The sequence below is a fragment of the Pseudomonas orientalis genome (assembly GCF_022807995.1).
Classification (GTDB): Bacteria; Pseudomonadota; Gammaproteobacteria; order Pseudomonadales; family Pseudomonadaceae; genus Aquipseudomonas; species Aquipseudomonas orientalis_B.
In genome coordinates this window covers 487,849-506,566 of record NZ_CP094351.1, presented here as the reverse complement: position 1 = coordinate 506,566, position 18,718 = coordinate 487,849, and the positions used below count along the sequence as shown (strand labels likewise).

The following is an 18,718-nucleotide window of genomic DNA, read 5'->3' as shown; positions in this document are numbered from 1 at the left end:
CCATTGGCCGCACATGGAAGCCCGCAGGGGCGGGATAACTTCTCAGTGATCAACTTCAACATCGCCCAATGGCGCGCCTGGGCTCCTGGCCTTGAGAGTGCGCACGACTGGCACGCCTGGTGCCGGGACCCGGTGTTGCTGCCTGTCAGCGACGCGTCTCCCGATGTGTCATTTTTGCCAGCTATGCAGCGCCGGCGCCTGAGCCGTCTGGCGCGTATGGCGTTCAGCGTCGGCTGGCCGCTGGCCGAAGACCTTGAAGAGTTGCCGCTGGTGTTCATTTCCCGCCACGGCGAAACCCCGCGCACCCTCGACATCCTCAGTGACCTGGCCAACGAGCAGCCACTGTCGCCGACCCAGTTCAGCCTGTCGGTGCATAACGCAGTGATTGGCCTGTGGTCGATCCTGCGCAATGAAACCAGCGAAATGACCGCCCTCGCCGCCGCCGGTGATGGCCTCGAACACGGCCTGCTCGAAGCCGCCGCATTGCTCAACGAAGGCGCCCCGACCGTATTGCTGGTGATTACCGAAGAACAACCGCCCGATGCGTATGCCAGTTGGATCACCGACGTGCCCTTCCCCTATGCCCTGGGCCTGTTGCTGACGCCGGGCGACGAGTGGCAACTGGAACTAAACAGCAGCGCTGTCCAACTCACTCACACCCAGTGGCCCCACGCCCTGAACCTGCTGCGCACCCTGCTGACCGAACAGGGCGCCTGCCAACATGCCTGGAAGAACCGAGTATGGAACTGGCGACGCAAGTCCTGAACGACAAACCACGGCAGGCCTATTACTGGCGCCTGTTCGCCACGGCCGCCAGCTTCTTTGTGTTCGGCGTCGGCGGGCTGTGCCTGCGCCTGCTGGTGTTCCCGCTGCTCAGTTGCCTGCCGGGCGACGCCGGGCAGCATCAACGACGTGCGCGCCACACCATCAGTTGTCTGTTCTGGTTCTTCATTCGCCTGATGAAAGGCCTGGGCATCCTCACGTACAGCGTCGAGGGCGCGGAAAAACTCGGTCGCCCTGGCCAGATGATCGTCGCCAACCATCCGTCACTGATCGACGTGGTGTTCCTGATCGGTCTGATGCGCCAGACCAACTGCGTGGTCAAGCAGAGCCTGTTCCAGAACCCGTTCACCCGCGGCCCGGTGCGCGACGCCGGCTACATCAGCAACGATGGCAGCGCCGACATGCTCGATGCCGCCGCCGATGCCCTGCGCGCGGGGCAGACCCTGATCATCTTTCCCGAAGGCACCCGCACCACACCCGGCGCGGCACCGGCCTTTCATCGCGGCGGCGCAGCCATTGCGCTGCGCGGTGCGACCCTCATTACCCCGGTGGTGATCAAGGTCAGCCCCACCACTTTGACCAAGGCCGAGCCCTGGTATCGCATTCCCAAATGCCGATTCCACTTCAGTTTGCGCGTGGGGGCCGATATAGAACCACACGCGTTTGCCGCATTGGGCCCCGCGCCCCAGGCGTCACGCAAGCTCAACGATTACCTGCATCACTATTTCATTAAGGAGCTCGCCGAAGATGAGCGACCAACACCGCCTTGAGCACGACATAAAGCTGCTGATCATCGAGGCCCTGGGCCTTGAAGACATCAGCGCCGATGACATCGGCAGCGACCTGACCCTGTTCGGCGAAGGCCTGGGCCTGGACTCGGTCGACGCCCTGGAACTGGGTCTGGCCATCCAGAAAACGTACGGCATCAAGATCGATGCCGACGCCAAGGACACGCGCAATCACTTCACCAACGTGGCCAGCCTTGCGGCATTCGTCACAGCCAGACAGGCAGCTTGAGACCGGACCATGCAAACTCGTGACGATATTTTCAACACCCTGCGCGACGCTCTGGTGGAACTGTTTGAACTGGAACCCGAGCGCGTCACCCTGGACGCCAACCTGTACCAGGACCTGGAAATCGACAGCATCGATGCCGTGGACCTGATCGACCATATCAAGCGCCAGACCGGCAAGAAAATCGCCGCCGAGGAATTCAAGGCGGTGCGTACCGTCAATGACGTGGTTGAGGCGGTGTACCGTCTGGTCCAGCCCGCCGCATGAGCCGGCTGATCGGCCTTGGCCTGTTGCTGGCGGGGCTGCTGTACCCCTTTGCGGTGTATTACGGCACCGAGCATTTTGCCCCATGGCAATTTGGCCTGCTGCTGGGCAGCCTCTGGCTGCTGCGCGCCTTCACCGCCGCACGACGCCCCGGCAGTCGCTGGATGGCGCTGGTGGTGATTGTGTTTTGCCTGGCCCTGGCCTGGTTCGATAACCCGCAATGGCTGCGCTGGTACCCCAGCCTGGTCAGCGGGTTCATGCTGGCGCTGTTCGGCCTGAGCCTGAAATACGGGCCACCGATGGTCGAGCGCCTGGCACGCATGACTGAGCCGGACCTGCCGTCGAATGCGGTGCTGTATACACGTCAGGTCACCGTGGTATGGAGTGTGTTTTTTCTGTGTAATGGCCTGCTCGCCGGCGCCCTCACCCTGTGGGCGCCGCTGAGCTGGTGGACGTTGTACAACGGCTTGATCGCCTACGGGCTGATGGGGCTGTTGTTTGCCGTGGAATGGCTGGTACGACAAAGGGTTCGAGGCCGCGTATGAAAGGTTTGAAACTTGAGCATCTGCTGCTCGAGCCGCTGGAACAGCGCCGGGTCACCACCGATCCCGCGCTCGATCATGCTCAATTGGTGGAGCAGTCGCTGCGCCTGGCGGCAGGCCTGCAAGCGCGCGGCATCCAGCGCCTGGCGGTGCACCTGGAAGACGCCGGGGTGCTGGCGATTGCCTTGCTCGGCGCCTGGCGTGCCGGGGTCAGCGTATTGCTCCCCGCCGACCTGCAGCCGCAAACCCGTCAGCGCTGGGACGCCGTCGTCGATGCCTGGCTGACGCAAACTGCGGACCTGGAAGCGCTGTACCAGGCACCACTGAGCCCTGCCGCCCTCGACCTCGATAGCTGCCAACTGAGCCTGTGCACCTCCGGCTCCAGCGGGGAACCCAAGCGTATCGACAAGTCCCTGCGCCAGCTGGCCAATGAGGTCCAGGCGCTGGAGGCATTGTGGGGCGCGGACCTGAAAGACGCCTGCATCATCGGCAGTGTCGCCACCCAACATATCTACGGGTTGCTGTTCCGCGTGCTGTGGCCGCTGTGCGCCGGTCGCACTTTCTTGCGCAGGCAACTGGCATTCCCCGAGGACATGCAGCGCGCCAGCCGCGAACACGCGCAATTCGCCTGGGTCGCCAGTCCGGCGCTGCTCAAGCGCATGGGCGACAACCTCGACTGGCCGGCGCTGAGCCAGGTCTCTCGGGTGTTTTCTTCGGGCGGCGCCTTACCTGTCGAAGCCGCCGGCAGCCTCTATGACCGCTTGCAGCAATGGCCGACGGAAATCCTCGGCAGCTCGGAAACCGGCGGCATCGCCTGGCGCCAGGGCGCACAACCGTGGCAGCCGTTTGCCGACGTGCAACTGAGCCAGGATGCCGACGGTGCCCTGCGCATTGCCTCGCCCTACCTGCCCGCCGGGCATATCGAACAGACGGCCGACGCCGCACGCATCCATGCCGATGGCCGTTTTGAGTTGCTGGGCCGCCTGGACCGTATCGTCAAGCTGGAAGAAAAACGCATCGCCCTGCCGATGCTTGAACAGGCGTTGATGAACCATCCATGGGTCGCTGAAACCCGCCTGGGCGTGGTGCAGGAAAACCGCGCTTCACTGGGCGCTCTGGTGGTACTGAGCGCCGAGGGTCTGCAGGCGCTGCGCAATCAGGGCCGGCGTACGGTCACCCAAACCCTGCGCCAGCACCTGAGCCAACATTGCGAAGCCCTGGCGTTGCCCCGCCGCTGGCGTTTACTACGTCAACTGCCGCTCAACAGCCAGGGCAAGCTGCCCCAGGCCGATATCGAAGCCTTGTTGCTCGCGCCCCGCCCCAAGTCGCCGGAGGTGCTGGAGCAGGTCGAAGCCGACGGCGAATGGACTTTGCAACTGAGCGTCCCACCGGACCTGGCCTATTTCAGCGGGCACTTCCCGGTCACACCGGTATTGCCCGGCGTAGTGCAAGTGGAATGGGCGTTCAACCTGGGCCGGCACCTGCTCGACTTGCCGAGTGCCTTTGCCGGTATGGAAGTGCTCAAGTTCCAGCAACTGGTACGCCCCGGTGATCACATCCAACTGCACCTGCGCTTTGATCGGGAGCGTGGCAAGTTGTACTTCGCCTATCGCAATGGGGATGCGGCATGCTCAAGTGGCCGGATAGTACTGGAGGCCGCGCATGCATAATCCCTGCGCCCTGATCCCGGTCTACAACCACGAAGCCGCCGTGCCCGCCGTGGTGCGCAGCCTGCTGGACAGTGGCCTGCCCTGCCTGCTGGTGGACGACGGCAGCAGCCCGGCCTGCGTGGCGGTATTGGCGCAGCTTGCCACCCTCGATAACGTCACCCTGCTGACGCTGCCCCGCAACCAGGGCAAGGGCGCCGCTGTCATGGCGGGCTTTCGCGAAGCCGCGCGCCTGGGCTACAGCCACGCCCTGCAAGTGGACGCCGACGGCCAGCATGACCTGCGCGAAGTCGAGACCTTTATCGACACGTCCCGCAGGCACCCCGACGCAGTGATCTGCGGCTATCCCGAATACGACGAAAGCGTGCCCAAGGGCCGTCTCTACGCACGCTACCTGACCCATGTGTGGGTGTGGATCAACACCCTGTCGTTGCAGATTCGCGACTCGATGTGCGGCTTTCGCGTGTACCCGCTGGCCCCCACGCTGGCGCTGATGAACTCGGCCTACATCGGCACGCGCATGGATTTCGACTCGGACATCCTCGTGCGCCTGGCCTGGCGCAACCAGCCGATGCGCTGGCTGCCGACCCAGGTGCATTACCCCGCCGACGGCCTGTCGCACTTTCGCCTGTTGCGCGACAACGTGCGCATCAGCGCCATGCATACGCGGCTGTTCTTTGGCATGCTGGTGCGCGCGCCCGCCATCCTGTGGCGCCGGTGGCAGGCATGAGCGAGCGCAGCAAACACTGGGCCGACCGCGAGGAGCGCGGCAGCTTCTGGCTGATGAAACTCACGGCGTTCGCGGCAAAGGTCCTTGGCCGGCGCCTGTTGAGCCCGCTGCTCTACAGCATCGTGTTTTACTTCTTCGTGTTCGGCCGCACCGCGCGCCACAGCGCCTGGCAATACCAGCAGCGCCTGGCGCAGTGGAGCGGGCGTGAAGAGCTGCTGCCGACCCACGCCAGGGTCTTCGGCCAGTTCATGGCCTTCGCCGACTCCCTGCTCGACAAGCTCGACGTGTGGAACGGCAAGCTGCGCCTGGAGCAGATCGAAATCAACGACCCTGCGCAATTGCGCGGCCAGTTGCGTGGCGAGCGCGGGCAGATGCTGGTGGGCGCGCACCTGGGCAACCTGGAAGTGTGCCGCGCGCTGGCGGAGATCGGTGAGCAGGTCACCATGAACGTGCTGGTGCACACCAAGCATGCCGAGCGTTTCAACCGCCTGCTGGGCGAAGCCGGCGCGACCCATTTGCGCCTGATCCAGGTCAGCGAGCTGGACCCGGCCACCATGCTGCTGCTCAGCCAGCGCCTGGACGACGGCGAATGGCTGGCGATTGCCGGCGACCGCATTCCGCTGCACGGCGGGCGCACAGTGCGCGTGGATTTCCTCGGGCATCAGGCCGCGTTCCCCCAGGGCCCGTGGCTGCTGGCCGGCCTGCTCAAATGCCCGGTCAACCTGCTGATGTGCCTCAAGCACCAGGGCCGCTATCGCCTGACCATCGAGCCCTTCGCGCCGTTGGTCGAATGGAAGCGCAGCACCCGCGAGCAGGTCATCGCCCTGTGGGCCGCCCGCTACGCCGCCCGCCTGGGCCAGTTCTGCCTGCAAGCGCCGCAACAATGGTTCAACTTTTACCCTTTCTGGAAGACCGATGACCACGTCTCTTGAGCCGATCACCTTTGGCGAACGCCCCCTGCGCATCGAAGACGTCCTGGCCCTGGCCAATCGTCAGGCGCCCACTCGCTTGCAGGACGATGCCGCGTATTGCCGGCGCATCGCCAAGGGCGCGCAGTTTCTTGACTCGCTGCTGGACAAGGAAGGCGTGATCTACGGCGTGACCACCGGTTACGGCGACTCGTGCGTGGTGGCGGTGCCGCTCGAACACGTCGAGGCGTTGCCGCGTCATCTGTACACCTTCCATGGTTGCGGCCTGGGCAAGTTGCTCGACGCCCAAGCCACCCGCGCCGTGCTGGCGGCGCGCTTGCAGTCGCTGTGCCACGGCGTGTCCGGGGTGCGCGTGGAACTGCTGGAGCGTCTGCACGGGTTCCTCGAACATGACGTGCTGCCGCTGATTCCGGAGGAAGGCTCGGTGGGCGCCAGCGGTGATCTGACGCCGCTGTCGTATGTGGCGGCCACCTTGTCCGGCGAGCGTGAAGTGCTGTTTCGTGGCGAACGCCGCCAGGCCGCCGACGTGCACCGCCATCTGGGCTGGGAACCGCTGGTGCTGCGCCCCAAGGAAGCCCTGGCATTGATGAACGGCACGGCGGTAATGACCGGCATTGCCTGCCTGGCCTTCGCCCGCGCCGACTACCTGCTGCAACTGGCCACGCGCATCACCGCGCTGAATGTGGTGGCGTTGCAAGGCAACCCTGAACACTTCGACGAACGCCTGTTCGCCGCCAAGCCCCATCCCGGGCAGATGCAAGTCGCCGCCTGGCTGCGCCAGGACCTGGCCATCGACACACCGACGGCCCCGCTGCACCGCCTGCAGGATCGCTATTCGCTGCGTTGCGCGCCCCACGTGCTCGGCGTGCTGGCCGACAGCCTGAACTGGCTGCGCGCGTTTATCGAGATCGAACTGAACAGCGCCAACGACAACCCGATCATCGACGCCGAAGAAGAACGCGTGCTGCACGGCGGGCACTTCTACGGCGGGCACATTGCCTTTGCCATGGACAGCCTCAAGACCCTGGTAGCCAACGTCGCCGACCTGCTCGACCGCCAGCTCGCGCTGCTGGTGGACGTGCGTTACAACCACGGCCTGCCGAGCAACCTGTCGGGCGCGCCGGCCGACCGCGCAATGCTCAACCATGGCTTCAAGGCCGTGCAGATCGGCACCAGCGCCTGGACCGCCGAAGCGCTGAAAAACACCATGCCGGCCAGCGTGTTCTCGCGCTCGACCGAATGCCATAACCAGGACAAGGTCAGCATGGGCACCATCGCCGCCCGCGATGCGATCCGCGTTCTGGAGCTGACCGAACAGGTCGCCGCCGCCACCCTGCTCGCCGCGAACCAGGGCGTGTGGCTGCGTGCCCAGGCTGACGATGCACGACCGTTGCCACCGGCACTGGCGGCGATGCACGAAGAGCTGGCCCGGGACTTCCCGCCGGTCATCGAAGACCGCGCCCTGGAAGGCGAACTGCGCCTGTGCCTGCAACGCATCGCCGAGCAACACTGGAGGCTGCATGCGTAGCCCCGGCGTGTTGCACTGCGACACTCACATCCTCGTGCCGTTTTTCGACATCGACACCATGCACGTCGTATGGCACGGGCATTACGTGAAGTACCTGGAAGTGGCGCGCTGCGCGTTGCTGGACAAGATCGGTCATAACTACACCGCGATGCTCGACGCCGGCTATGCCTGGCCGGTGATCGACATGCAACTGCGCTACGTGCGCGGCGCCACCTTCGGCCAAACGATCAACGTGCGCGCCAGCCTGGTGGAGTGGGAGAACCGTTTGAAGATCAATTACCTGATTACCGACCTGGCCAGCGGCGAACGCTTGACCCGCGCCAGCACCGTGCAAGTGGCGGTAGAAATCGCCAGCCGCGAAATGCAGCTGGCCTCCCCGACAATATTCACCAACACCGTCGAAAGGGCCCTGAAATGAGATCCCCTGTAGGAGCGAGCTTGCTCGCGAAGATCGCCAACGATAACGCGGGGCGCCTGACACCCCGTGGGGCCCTCAGGTTTTTCGCGAGCAAGCTCGCTCCTACAGTGGCAGCCACATTGCTGAGCTTCAGCGCCCACGCCTTCGACCTGCAACAACTCAGCGATCAACTGGCCAAACCCAGCGTGATCCACGGCAACTTTACCCAGGAAAAACACCTGCGCGCCCTGCCCCAGCCGCTGGTCAGCAAAGGCACCTTCGTGCTCGCCAAGGACCACGGCCTGTTGTGGCTGCTCAAAACCCCGCTGCAACAGGACTATCGCATCACCAGTCAGGGCATCGCCCGGCGTGACGCCAACGGCTGGCAACTGCTGCCGAACAAGAGCGCCGGCGCCGAGCAGAACCGTCTGTTCCTTGCCGTGCTCCAGGGCGACAGCAGCGGCTTGCAACGTGACTTCGATCTGCAGCTGCAAGGCCAGGCGCAAAACTGGACGCTCACGCTGATCCCGCGCTCACTGCTGCTCAAGCAAGTATTCACCCAAATCAATATCGACGGCGGCGCGTTGGTGAACACCATCGAGCTGCTGGAAACCCAGGGCGACAGCACCGTACTGCGCATGCAGGACAGCAGCGCCGACCAACCGTTAAGCGATGCGGAGCAACACGACTTTGCCCAGTGAGCGCCTGCTGCCGCGCCTGTTCCTGATCCTGCTGGTGGCGGTATTGGCCCTGGCCGGCTGGCAGTGGCGCGCGGGTGCGCCGCTGTCGGCCAACCTGATGGAGCTGGTGCCCGGCAGTACGCCGGACGCCCTGGAGCTGCAAGCCGAGCAGCGCATGCAGGAACCGCTGAACCGCGAGATGCTGGTACTGGTGGGGCACGCCGACCGCCAGCAAGCGCTGACCGTGGCGCAGCAACTGGCCGAGCACTGGCAGGCCAGCGGTCTGTTTGAAAAGGTGCAGTGGAACCTGCAGGCCGATTTGCCGGCGCTGCGCGAACAGCTGCTGCGCGGCCGACTGGCGATGCTCTCGCCCAGGGACCGCGAGCAACTGATCGAACACCCCGACGCGTTCATCCAGCAGCGTGTGCAGTCGTTGTTCGACCCCTTCACCGGCTTCAGCCTGGTGCCGAGCCAGGACGATTGGCTGGGCCTGACCGGGCGCATCCAGAACAGCCAGCCGCAACACGGCGCGGTACAGCTGGATATCGGCAGCGGCGCGTTGATCGCCGATGCCGACGGCAAAAGCTGGGTGCTCCTGCGGGCGCGCACCACCGGCAATGCATTCGATATGAAACTGCCGCTGCAAGTGGCGGATCTGCTCCAGGCCGGCCGCGCCGAGGCCGGCGCGCAGGGCGTGCAACTGCTCGCCGCCAGCGGCTTGCTCTACGCGGCCAGCGGGCAGCAGCAAGCCACGCGGGAGATCACCTGGGTCGGCGGCGGCGCAACCCTGGGCATCCTGCTGTTGCTGCTGCTGGCGTTCCGGCGCTGGCGGGTGCTGCTGGCGTTCGTGCCGGTTGTGGTCGGCATGCTGTTTGGCGCAGTGGCCTGTGTGGCGCTGTTCGGCCATATGCATGTAATGACCCTGGTGCTGGGCTCAAGCCTGATCGGCGTGGCGGTGGATTACCCGCTGCACTACCTGTCCAAAAGCTGGAGTCTGCAACCGTGGCGCAGTTGGCCGGCATTGCGCCTGACCCTGCCGGGTTTGAGCCTGAGCCTGGCCACCAGTTGCATCGGCTACCTGGCGCTGGCCTGGACGCCGTTCCCGGCGCTGACGCAAATCGCGGTGTTTTCCGCAGCCGGTCTGGTCGGTGCTTATCTATGCGCCGTGTGCCTGCTGCCGGCCCTGCTCAGCGGTGTCGAACTGCGCCCGGCGCAATGGCCGCTGCACATCGCCGAACGCTTGTGGCAGTGGCGGGCGGCATTGATCAAGCGCGTGCCCGGCGCGGTGTTGCTGGTGTGGGTGTTGTTGTTTTGCACAGGTGGCCTGTGGCAATTGAACAGTAAAAACGATATTCGCCAGTGGATCGGCGCACCGCCGCAATTACTGCAGGAAGCCCAGGCCGTGGCGCGCATTACCGGGTTCCAGCCCACCAGTCAGTTCTTCCTGGTGCGCGCCGACAATCAGCAGCAGTTGCTGGAGCGCCAGGCCGCCCTGGGCCAGCGCCTGGATCAACTGGTAAATATGGACAAGCTGCAGGGTTACCTGGCGCTCAATCAACTGGTCAACCTGCCTGCCGAGCAGCAGCAACTGCGCGATGCGCTCAATAACCTCGCGCAGCATTGGCAACCGTTGCTGGAGCTCGGCGTTCCCGCCGACGCGCTGCGAGCCGAAGTCGCACAGTTGCAGGCGCTGCCCACCGAAGACATCGACGCCGCGCTCAAAGGCCCTCTCGCGGAGCCATGGCGCACGCTGTGGCTGGGCCCGGTAGACGGCGGCGTGGCGGCGATGGTCAGCCTGCAAGGCCTGAACAACCCGGCGCTGCTGCGGGTGCAGGCAGTGGATTTGCCCGGCGTGCAACTGGTGGATCGCCTGGGTGATTTGAACCGTGTGTTTGCCGACACCCAGATCAGCGCGGCCGAATTGAAATTGCTGTCCTGTGGACTGATCGTGCTGCTGTTGATGCTGCCCTTCGGCTTCACCGGCGCCTTGCGCGTCGTCGCGCTGCCCTTGCTGGCGGCGCTGTGCAGCCTGGCCAGCCTCGGTTGGCTGGGCCAGCCGCTGACCCTGTTCAGCCTGTTCGGCCTGCTGCTGGTCACGGCCATCAGCGTCGACTACGCGATCCTGATGCGCGAGCAGATCGGCGGGGCCGCCGTCAGCCTGCTGGGAACCTTGCTGGCCGCGCTGACCACTTGGTTATCGTTCGGCCTGCTGGCTGTCTCCAGTACCCCGGCGGTGAGCAATTTCGGCCTGTCGGTCAGCCTTGGCCTGGCCTTCAGCTTTATGCTGGCGCCCTGGGCCGGACAACAAAAGCACGCCTTATGAATGTGAATATCGCCAAAGTGGCAAGGAGCCTTCGTGCCCACAGTTGAAATGGAACGTCGCCAGGTGGTGGTGATCGGTGCCGGGCCATCCGGAGCCATCGCGGCCGCGCTGCTCAAGCGCAAAGGCCATGATGTATTGATTATCGAGCGCCAGCATTTTCCGCGCTTCTCGATTGGCGAAAGCCTGCTGTCGCACTGCATCGACTTTATCGAAGAAGCCGGCATGCTCGACGCCGTGCTGGCTGCCGGCTTTCAACTGAAAACCGGTGCTGCGTTCGCCTGGGGCGAGCGCTACAGTGCGTTCGATTTCGGTGACACCTTCAGCAACGGCAAACCGACCACCTTCCAGGTGCAGCGTGCCGAGTTCGACAAGCTGCTGGCCGACCAGGCGGCGTTGCAGGGTGTGGAAATCCGCTACGGCGAAAGCATCGTCGGCGTGGACTTTGCCGGCGGGAATCGCTACCTGCACGTACGTCGCGAGAATGGCAGCGAGTACCACCTCAAGACCACCTTCGTGCTCGATGCCAGTGGCTATGGCCGCGTGCTGCCGCGCCTGCTGGACCTTGAATCGCCGTCCGGTTTCCCGCTGCGCCAGGCCGTGTTCACCCATGTGGAAGACCGCATCGAACACCCAGGCTTCGACCGCACCAAGATTCTGGTCACCACCCATCCCGAGAAGCGCGATATCTGGTTCTGGACCATCCCGTTCAGCAATGGCCGCTGCTCGGTCGGCGTGGTCGCGGCCAAGGAACATTTCGACGGCCGTGACCACGATCTGGATGCCTGCCTGCGCAGCTTTATCGAGCAAACCCCAAGCCTGTCCGGCGTACTGCAGAACGCCGTGTGGGACACCCCGGCGCGCAGCATCGGCGGCTATTCGGCCAACGTCAAAACCCTGCATGGCCCGGGCTTTGCGCTGCTGGGCAACGCGGCGGAATTTCTCGATCCGGTGTTCTCCTCCGGCGTCACCATCGCTATGCGCTCGGCAAGCATGGCCGCCGGCGTGCTGCACCGCCAACTGCAAGGCGAAGCGGTGGACTGGCAAACCGAGTTTGCCGAACCGTTGAAGCGCGGCGTCGACACCTTCCGCTGCTACGTCGAAGGCTGGTACGCCGGGACGTTCCAGGACGTGATTTTCCACGCCGGCAGTTCGCCGCAGATTCGCCGCATGATCAGTTCGATCCTCGCCGGCTACGCCTGGGATGAACGCAACCCGTTTGTCAGCGAGCCCAAGCGGCGCCTGCGGATGCTGTCGCAAATCTGTGCGAGTGAGCCGGTATGAGCAGCCCCGCCGCTGAAAAGAACTACCTGAGCAAAAACTACGTCGAAGAAACCCGCTTCGGCTTCTGGTTCCTGCGCAGCCATACCTGGCAGCATCATGTGCTGCGCGTGGCGATCAATGACCTGCGCAGCCTGTTCAGCGAACCGCTGCCGGTGGCGCCGGTCTTGCTCGACGCCGGCTGTGGCCAGGGTAAATCGTTCAAGTTGCTGCAGCAGGTGTTCGCGCCCTCGCGCCTGATCGGCGTGGATGCCGACCCCCACAGCCTGGCACTGAGCCGCGAGGAAGCCACGCGCCAAGGCCTGGCCGTGGAGTTGATCGGCAGCGACTGCGCCACCCTCGAGGTGCCCGACGCCAGCGTCGATATTGTGTTTTGCCACCAGACCTTCCACCACCTGGTCGAGCAGCATCGCGCCCTCAAGGAGTTCTATCGGGTCCTCAAGCCGGGCGGCTATTTGTTGTTTGCCGAATCCACCGAAGCCTATATCGACACCTGGGTGATTCGCTGGCTGTTCCGCCACCCGATGCATGTGCAAAAAAGCGCCGAGCAATACCTGGACATGCTGCGCGAGCAGGGCTTTGAATTCGGCGCGCAGAACGTCTCGTACCCCTATCTGTGGTGGAGCCGCTCCAGCGATTTCGGCCTGCTGGAACGCTGGGGCCTGCGCAGGGCGCCGCCGGTGGGCCAGCGCGAGGAAACCCTGGTCAACTGCGTGGCGCGCAAGCCTATGGAGATCGTGAGTTCATGATCCGCCTGCTGTTAATGGGTTGCCTGTTGCTGCTCGGCGCGTGCGCCAGCCAGGCGCCGTTGCCGCCCACACTTCCGGCCCTGAACTTGCCGATGCAATTGCATGTGCAACGCCTGGAGGGCGACCGCAGCCAGGATTGGTTGCTGGTGATCCAGCGTGAAGGCGTCGCGATTCGCTGGTCGATGATGGACCCGCTGGGCATTCCCCAGGCCCGGCAGAAGTTGATCGACGGCAAGTGGGAGGCCGATGGCTTGCTGCCGCCCAATCCCCAGGCCCGAACGTTGTTCGCCGCGCTATTGTTTGCCCTGGCCTCGGCGGATGACCTGCGTGCGCTGTATCCTGCGGCCCAGGCCAGGGACCTTACGCGAACGCTGCCGGGCCATTGGCAAATCGTCTATCAGTCTTCAGAGGTGTTCAGCGTGAACATGGCGGGCCAACCGTTGAGCTATCGCATTACCCCGCTGGGCGTCGGCCAATGAGCGCCTACCTCAACGCCCTGGGCGTGATCTGTGCCCTCGGCCGCAGCCAGGCCGAGGTCAGCCGCAGCCTGTTTGCCGGTGACTGTCGCGGCATGCGCGCCGAGAGCGGCTGGGTACCGGAGCGCGTGGTGCCGGTGGCGGCGGTGCGTGGCGAACTGGCGCCCCTTCCTGCACAGTTGGCCGGCCAAAGCAGCCGCAATAACCAGTTGCTGCTGGAAGCGGCGTTGCAGATCGAAGACCCGATCCGCCAGGTGATCCACACCTACGGCCCCTCACGGGTTGGCGTTGTGCTGGGCACCAGCACCTCTGGCATCGACGAAGCCAGTCGCGGCATTGCCCACTACCTGCGCGATAACACCTTTCCTGGCGACTACGACTACCAGCAGCAGGAACTCAGCGCCCCGGCGAATTTTCTCGCCGATTGGCTGCAATTGAGCGGCCCGGCCTATGTGATTTCCACCGCCTGCACCTCCAGCGCCCGTGCGCTGATGAGTGCCCGGCGCCTGCTCGACCTGGGCCTGTGCGATGCGGTGATCTGCGGGGGCGTCGACAGCTTGTGCAGGCTGACGCTGAACGGCTTTACCGCCCTGGAGGCGGTGTCTGCCGAGCGCTGCAATCCGTTCTCGGTGAACCGCAACGGCATCAATATCGGCGAAGCGGCGGTGGTGTTCGTGATGAGCCGTGAGCCGGCACCGGTCGCCCTGCTGGGCAGCGGCGCCAGCAGCGACGCGCACCATATCTCCGCACCCGAGCCCACCGGCAAGGGTGCGTTGCAGGCGATGCGCAAGGCCCTGGCCCAGGCGAAACTTGCGCCCGAGCAGATCGGCTACCTGAACCTGCACGGCACCGCCACCCAGCACAACGACGCCATGGAAAGCCTGGCGGTCGCCAGCCTGTTTCCGGGCGGCGTGGCCTGTTCGTCGACCAAACCCATGAGCGGCCACACCCTCGGCGCAGCGGGTGCACTGGAAGCGGCATTCTGCTGGTTGAGCCTGATGCACGGCCGTGTCCCTCCCCATGTGTGGGACGGTCACGTCGACCCGGCGCTGCCCGCCTTGCAGTGGGCACACAAGGACGACACCTTGAAAAAACCTTATTTGATGAGCAACTCGTTTGCCTTTGGCGGCAACAACGTCAGCCTGATTATTGGAGAGGCCTCATGATCGCTTGGCCACTCGCCGAACTGCTGCCCCATGCGGGCGACATGATCCTGATCGACCAGGTGCTGTCGTTCGATGAAGAGCAGGTGCACACACGTCTCACCGTCAAGCCCGGCGGCCTGTTCAGCCAGGCTGACGGCAGCCTGCCGGCCTGGGTCGGTATCGAGCTGATGGCGCAAAGCGTCGCCGCCTATGCCGGGTGCCGCGCGCGCCAGCAAGGCCAGGCGGTGGAACTGGGCTTCCTGCTGGGCACGCGTAAATTCGAGTGCAATGTGGCGCACTTTCCCGCCGGCGCCGAGCTGACTATCCACGGCCTGCGTTCCCTGGAGGACGACAATGGCATGGGGGTGTTCGAATGCCACCTCACCGGCGACGGTATCCAGGCCAGCGCACGCTTGAACGTATTTCGACCGCCCCAGGCGGCCCACTATTTAGATGAATCGAAGGACCAAACGCCATGACTGAATCCGTACTGGTCACCGGCTCCAGCCGTGGCATCGGCCGCGCCATTGCCCTGCGCCTGGCCCAGGCCGGGCATGACATCGTGCTGCATTGCCGCAGTGGCCGTGCCGAAGCCGACGCGGTACAGCTCGAGATCGAGGCCCTGGGCCGCCAGGCGCGTGTGCTGCAATTCGATGTAGCGGATCGCGTGCTGTGCAAGCAGATCCTGGAGACCGACGTCGAGCAACATGGCGCCTATTACGGCGTGGTGCTCAATGCCGGCCTGACCCGCGACGGCGCATTCCCGGCGCTCTCGGAAGACGACTGGGACGTGGTAATGCGCACCAACCTCGACGGGTTCTACAACGTGCTGCACCCGGTGATGATGCCGATGATCCGTCGTCGCGCCGCCGGGCGCATCGTGTGCATCACCTCGGTGTCCGGGCTGATCGGCAACCGTGGCCAGGTCAACTACAGCGCCTCCAAGGCCGGCCTGATCGGTGCCGCCAAGGCACTGGCCATCGAGCTGGGCAAGCGCAGGATCACGGTCAACTGTGTGGCACCGGGTTTGATCGACACCGCCATGCTGGACGAAAACGTGCCGGTCGACGAGCTGATGAAAATGATCCCGGCGCAACGCATGGGCACTCCCGAAGAAGTGGCCGGCGCGGTGAACTTCCTGATGTCGGCCGAAGCCGGCTATATCACGCGCCAGGTGTTGGCCGTGAACGGGGGCCTGTGCTGATGAAGCGCGTTGTCGTCACCGGCATGGCCGGCATGACCTCCCTGGGCAGCGACTGGGACACCATCGCGGCCAACTTTCGCGCCAACCGCAGCGGCATCCGCCGCATGGATGAGTGGGACCGCTTTACCGAATTGAACACGCGCCTGGCCGGGCCGATTGATGATTTCGTGGTGCCCGCGCACTGGACGCGCAAGCAGCTGCGCAGCATGGGCCGCGTCTCGCGCCTGGCGGTATGGGCGGCGGAGCAGGCGCTGCAGGATGCCGGCTTGCTCGGCGACGCGTCGATCAAGGACGGGCGCATGGGCGTGGCCTGTGGCTCGTCCACCGGCAGCACCGATGAGATCAAGGCGTTCGGCAATATGCTGCTGAACTCGGTGGCCGAGGGGCTGAATGCCAACTCCTATGTGCGCATGATGCCGCACACCACGGCGGCGAATATCAGCATCTTCTTTGGCCTGACCGGGCGCCTGATCCCCACCTCCAGCGCCTGCACCAGCGGCAGCCAGGGCATCGGCTATGCCTATGAGGCCATCAAGTTCGGCCGCCTGCCGTTGATGCTTGCCGGCGGCGCCGAAGAACTGTGCCCCACCGAGGCCATGGTGTTCGACGCGCTCTACGCCACCAGCCTGAAAAACGATGCTCCCCAAACCAGCCCCCGCCCCTACGACAGCGGCCGCGATGGCCTGGTGATCGGCGAAGGCGGCGGCATGCTGGTGCTCGAAGAGCTGGAACACGCATTGGCGCGGGGCGCGCATATTCACGCCGAACTGGTCGGCTTCGGCAGCAATGCCGACGGCCAGCACACCACCCGCCCGGAGCAGAAAACCATGCGCCGCGCCATGGAGCTGGCGCTGGAAGACGCCGGGCTTGAGCCGTCCGCCATCGGCTACGTGAACGGCCACGGCACCGCCACCGACCAGGGCGACATCGCCGAAACCCTGGCCACCAGCAGCCTGTTCGGCAGCCATATGCCCATCAGTTCGCAGAAGAGTTTCCTGGGCCACACCCTGGGCGCGTGCGGGGCGCTGGAATCGTGGTTCAGCATCGAGATGATGAACCGCGACCAGTACGTGCACACCTTCAACCTGGACTCGGTCGACCCGCACTGCGGTGAGCTGGACTACCTGCAAGGTGGCTTTCGCCAGATGCACAACGATTACGTGATGAACAACAACTTTGCCTTTGGCGGCGTCAACACTTCGCTGATCTTTCGCCGCTGGTCCTGACTTTTTAATCGATTGGAGAAAACGGAATGTCCTCCCTGCTACGCGCCACCCTGATCGCCCTGGCCCTGTTGACCACCGCCGGTTGCACCAGTAAACCGGTGCTCAACACCCAGCACGAGCTGCCGGCCACAACCCAGCGCAGCGAAGAAACAATGAAACAGGTAATCGTCAGCGCCCTGCAAAAACGCGAGTGGGCGGTACAACGCCTGAGCCCGCAGTTGGTGCAGGCTGACATCACCGTGCGCGGCCAGTTCTATGCGGCCATCGACATCCGCTACACCCGCAACAGCTACGCCATCACCTACCGCGACAGCCGTGAACTGGGCTACAAGGACGGCAAGATCCATCGCAACTACAACCGTTGGGTGAGCATGCTGGACCGGGATATTCTGGCGGGTTTGCGCTCGGCGGGGATGCAGTAGGCCAGAAACGACAAAGGGCGCCTTTCGGCGCCCTCTTCACAAACAGGTTGGCTTGTCATCGCCGCTTCCTGCCTGGCTCTGCAATGGCTGGTTACCCAGGATCCTCAGAGTCTCACAAGCCCCTTTCGGGAACTCGGTCAGTATGCCTGAAAACAGATTGCCTGCAATCAGTGGCAAAACGCCGGCCATTCAGAGCCTGCTTTATCGCAAGCCGAGCGCACTGCGCACCGCCGCTTTTATCGCCACATACTGGTCATGGGTAAGTTCTGCAATTTTGTAAGTTCGTTTGCCATGACGATCTTTACTTTTTATTCGGTCCAATCAGCCCAGACTCACTGTCGCGACAATGTCGCATTTAGCCCAGCACGTCGGACTCGCCCCTGCCAATCACTAAGCTGGTTGCGTTACCTGATATGTGAACATGCCTACGCCCCCGCCCTACGCGTCAACAATTCCACAAACGCCCTCGCCATCGGCGTCTGCGCGCCCTTGCGCTGCACCAGCCATACCGCGGTCACCGCTTCCGGATCCAGCAACGTGCGATACACCACACCATCGATCCGTATCCGTTGATACGACGCCGGCAGCACCGAGACGCCCAACCCCGCCGCCACCAGACCGATGATGGTCATCGCCTCCCCCGCCTCCTGGGCGACATGCGGGCTGAACCCGGCGTCACGGCACAGGCTGAGCAGTTGCGCATAGAGACCGCTGCCGTAGGTGCGCGGGAAAAACACGAACGCCTCTTGCGCCAATTGCGCCAGGTGCAAGCCGCGCTCGCTGTTCTGGGCCAAAGGGTGCCCGGCGTTCAATACCGCCACCAGGGGCTCGCGCATCAGCTCGACCACACACAGTGATTCGGGCAACGGCAAAGGCCGCATCAGCCCGACCTGGATCGATTCATCCAGCAGCGACTCGGCCACCTCGGTGCTGCTCATTTCCTGCAGGCTCAAGTGCACGGCTGGAAAGGCTTGGCGAAACGCAAAGATCGCCTGCGGAATGCTGGCATTGAAGGGCGCCGACGAGGTGAAGCCGATTTTCAGCTCTCCCAGCTCTCCCATCTGCGCCCGCCGTGCGACGTCCGCCGCTTTGTCCACTTGCGCCAGCACCAGGCGCGCCTCATGCAGAAACAGGCGGCCCGCTTCGCTCAGCTCGACCCGACGATTGGTACGCTCAAATAGCCGTGCGCCCACGTGATGTTCCAACGCCTGAATCTGCTGGCTCAACGGTGGTTGCGAAATGCCCAGCACTTGCGCGGCACGGCCAAAGTGCAGCTCCTCGGCGACGGCGATGAAGTACCGCAGATGACGTAATTCCATGCCAGCCTCATTAGGTCGTTAAAGCTATCAAACAGGTCGAAC

General features: G+C 64.2%; 21 protein-coding genes. 20 read left to right on the top strand and 1 reads right to left on the bottom strand.

All coding sequences use genetic code 11. The annotated features are described in order from the left end of the window. The first annotated feature begins 45 nt into the window (after positions 1-45). Genes MRY17_RS02120 through MRY17_RS02025 form a run of 20 tightly spaced genes read left to right on the top strand, consistent with a single transcriptional unit; the run spans position 46 to position 17,357 of the window. Positions 46-765: a beta-ketoacyl synthase chain length factor gene (locus MRY17_RS02120; protein WP_243353218.1), complete on the top strand. Its 720-nt coding sequence runs from the start codon at positions 46-48 to the stop codon at positions 763-765. Further along, the gene (locus tag MRY17_RS02115) at positions 741-1,553 is read left to right on the top strand and encodes a lysophospholipid acyltransferase family protein (RefSeq protein ID WP_191952725.1); all 813 of its coding nucleotides are present in this window, start codon (positions 741-743) and stop codon (positions 1,551-1,553) included. Before MRY17_RS02120 ends, MRY17_RS02115 begins: the two co-directional genes overlap by 25 nt. Further along, on the top strand, positions 1,531-1,800 hold the full coding sequence (locus MRY17_RS02110) for a phosphopantetheine-binding protein (RefSeq protein ID WP_124422092.1): 270 nt from the start codon (positions 1,531-1,533) through the stop codon (positions 1,798-1,800). The genes MRY17_RS02115 and MRY17_RS02110 overlap by 23 nt, the downstream gene beginning before the upstream one ends. 9 nt (positions 1,801-1,809) lie before the next feature. Next, positions 1,810-2,064: an acyl carrier protein gene (locus MRY17_RS02105; RefSeq protein ID WP_003209389.1), complete on the top strand. Its 255-nt coding sequence runs from the start codon at positions 1,810-1,812 to the stop codon at positions 2,062-2,064. Next, entirely contained in the window at positions 2,061-2,606 is a 546-nt protein-coding gene (locus MRY17_RS02100) for a hypothetical protein (protein WP_191955919.1), read from the top strand. The genes MRY17_RS02105 and MRY17_RS02100 overlap by 4 nt, the downstream gene beginning before the upstream one ends. After that, positions 2,603-4,273: an acyl-CoA synthetase family protein gene (locus MRY17_RS02095; protein WP_243353217.1), complete on the top strand. Its 1,671-nt coding sequence runs from the start codon at positions 2,603-2,605 to the stop codon at positions 4,271-4,273. Before MRY17_RS02100 ends, MRY17_RS02095 begins: the two co-directional genes overlap by 4 nt. Next, on the top strand, positions 4,266-5,000 hold the full coding sequence (locus MRY17_RS02090; protein WP_243353216.1) for a glycosyltransferase family 2 protein: 735 nt from the start codon (positions 4,266-4,268) through the stop codon (positions 4,998-5,000). The genes MRY17_RS02095 and MRY17_RS02090 overlap by 8 nt, the downstream gene beginning before the upstream one ends. After that, a complete protein-coding gene (locus tag MRY17_RS02085; protein ID WP_181282834.1) occupies positions 4,997-5,932 on the top strand; it encodes a glycosyl transferase in 936 nt (311 codons plus the stop codon). The genes MRY17_RS02090 and MRY17_RS02085 overlap by 4 nt, the downstream gene beginning before the upstream one ends. Beyond that, positions 5,916-7,457 (top strand): HAL/PAL/TAL family ammonia-lyase, encoded by a 1,542-nt coding sequence (locus tag MRY17_RS02080; protein WP_243353215.1) that lies wholly within the window; start codon positions 5,916-5,918, stop codon positions 7,455-7,457. The genes MRY17_RS02085 and MRY17_RS02080 overlap by 17 nt, the downstream gene beginning before the upstream one ends. Continuing rightward, a complete protein-coding gene (locus tag MRY17_RS02075; protein ID WP_243353214.1) occupies positions 7,450-7,875 on the top strand; it encodes an acyl-CoA thioesterase in 426 nt (141 codons plus the stop codon). Before MRY17_RS02080 ends, MRY17_RS02075 begins: the two co-directional genes overlap by 8 nt. Further along, positions 7,872-8,555: an outer membrane lipoprotein carrier protein LolA gene (locus tag MRY17_RS02070; protein ID WP_243353213.1), complete on the top strand. Its 684-nt coding sequence runs from the start codon at positions 7,872-7,874 to the stop codon at positions 8,553-8,555. Before MRY17_RS02075 ends, MRY17_RS02070 begins: the two co-directional genes overlap by 4 nt. Then, positions 8,527-10,857: an MMPL family transporter gene (locus MRY17_RS02065; protein ID WP_243353212.1), complete on the top strand. Its 2,331-nt coding sequence runs from the start codon at positions 8,527-8,529 to the stop codon at positions 10,855-10,857. The genes MRY17_RS02070 and MRY17_RS02065 overlap by 29 nt, the downstream gene beginning before the upstream one ends. A gap of 33 nt (positions 10,858-10,890) precedes the next feature. Then, a complete protein-coding gene (locus MRY17_RS02060) occupies positions 10,891-12,138 on the top strand; it encodes an NAD(P)/FAD-dependent oxidoreductase (RefSeq protein ID WP_181282839.1) in 1,248 nt (415 codons plus the stop codon). Continuing rightward, positions 12,135-12,884, top strand: coding sequence for a class I SAM-dependent methyltransferase (locus tag MRY17_RS02055; RefSeq protein ID WP_243353211.1), 750 nt, complete (start codon positions 12,135-12,137; stop codon positions 12,882-12,884). The genes MRY17_RS02060 and MRY17_RS02055 overlap by 4 nt, the downstream gene beginning before the upstream one ends. Beyond that, the gene (locus MRY17_RS02050; protein WP_243353210.1) at positions 12,881-13,363 is read left to right on the top strand and encodes a hypothetical protein; all 483 of its coding nucleotides are present in this window, start codon (positions 12,881-12,883) and stop codon (positions 13,361-13,363) included. The genes MRY17_RS02055 and MRY17_RS02050 overlap by 4 nt, the downstream gene beginning before the upstream one ends. Continuing rightward, on the top strand, positions 13,360-14,526 hold the full coding sequence (locus tag MRY17_RS02045; protein WP_243353209.1) for a beta-ketoacyl-[acyl-carrier-protein] synthase family protein: 1,167 nt from the start codon (positions 13,360-13,362) through the stop codon (positions 14,524-14,526). The genes MRY17_RS02050 and MRY17_RS02045 overlap by 4 nt, the downstream gene beginning before the upstream one ends. Then, positions 14,523-14,984 (top strand): hotdog family protein, encoded by a 462-nt coding sequence (locus MRY17_RS02040; protein ID WP_181282843.1) that lies wholly within the window; start codon positions 14,523-14,525, stop codon positions 14,982-14,984. The genes MRY17_RS02045 and MRY17_RS02040 overlap by 4 nt, the downstream gene beginning before the upstream one ends. Beyond that, entirely contained in the window at positions 14,981-15,709 is a 729-nt protein-coding gene (locus MRY17_RS02035) for a 3-ketoacyl-ACP reductase FabG2 (protein WP_243353208.1), read from the top strand. Before MRY17_RS02040 ends, MRY17_RS02035 begins: the two co-directional genes overlap by 4 nt. After that, the gene (locus MRY17_RS02030; protein WP_181282845.1) at positions 15,709-16,935 is read left to right on the top strand and encodes a beta-ketoacyl-ACP synthase; all 1,227 of its coding nucleotides are present in this window, start codon (positions 15,709-15,711) and stop codon (positions 16,933-16,935) included. Before MRY17_RS02035 ends, MRY17_RS02030 begins: the two co-directional genes overlap by 1 nt. A gap of 26 nt (positions 16,936-16,961) precedes the next feature. After that, the gene (locus tag MRY17_RS02025; protein ID WP_243353207.1) at positions 16,962-17,357 is read left to right on the top strand and encodes a hypothetical protein; all 396 of its coding nucleotides are present in this window, start codon (positions 16,962-16,964) and stop codon (positions 17,355-17,357) included. 425 nt (positions 17,358-17,782) lie between these two features. Here MRY17_RS02025 and MRY17_RS02020 read toward each other — a convergent pair whose 3' ends face one another. Continuing rightward, positions 17,783-18,676 (bottom strand): LysR family transcriptional regulator, encoded by an 894-nt coding sequence (locus tag MRY17_RS02020; RefSeq protein ID WP_243353206.1) that lies wholly within the window; start codon positions 18,674-18,676, stop codon positions 17,783-17,785. Positions 18,677-18,718: the final 42 nt, after the last annotated feature.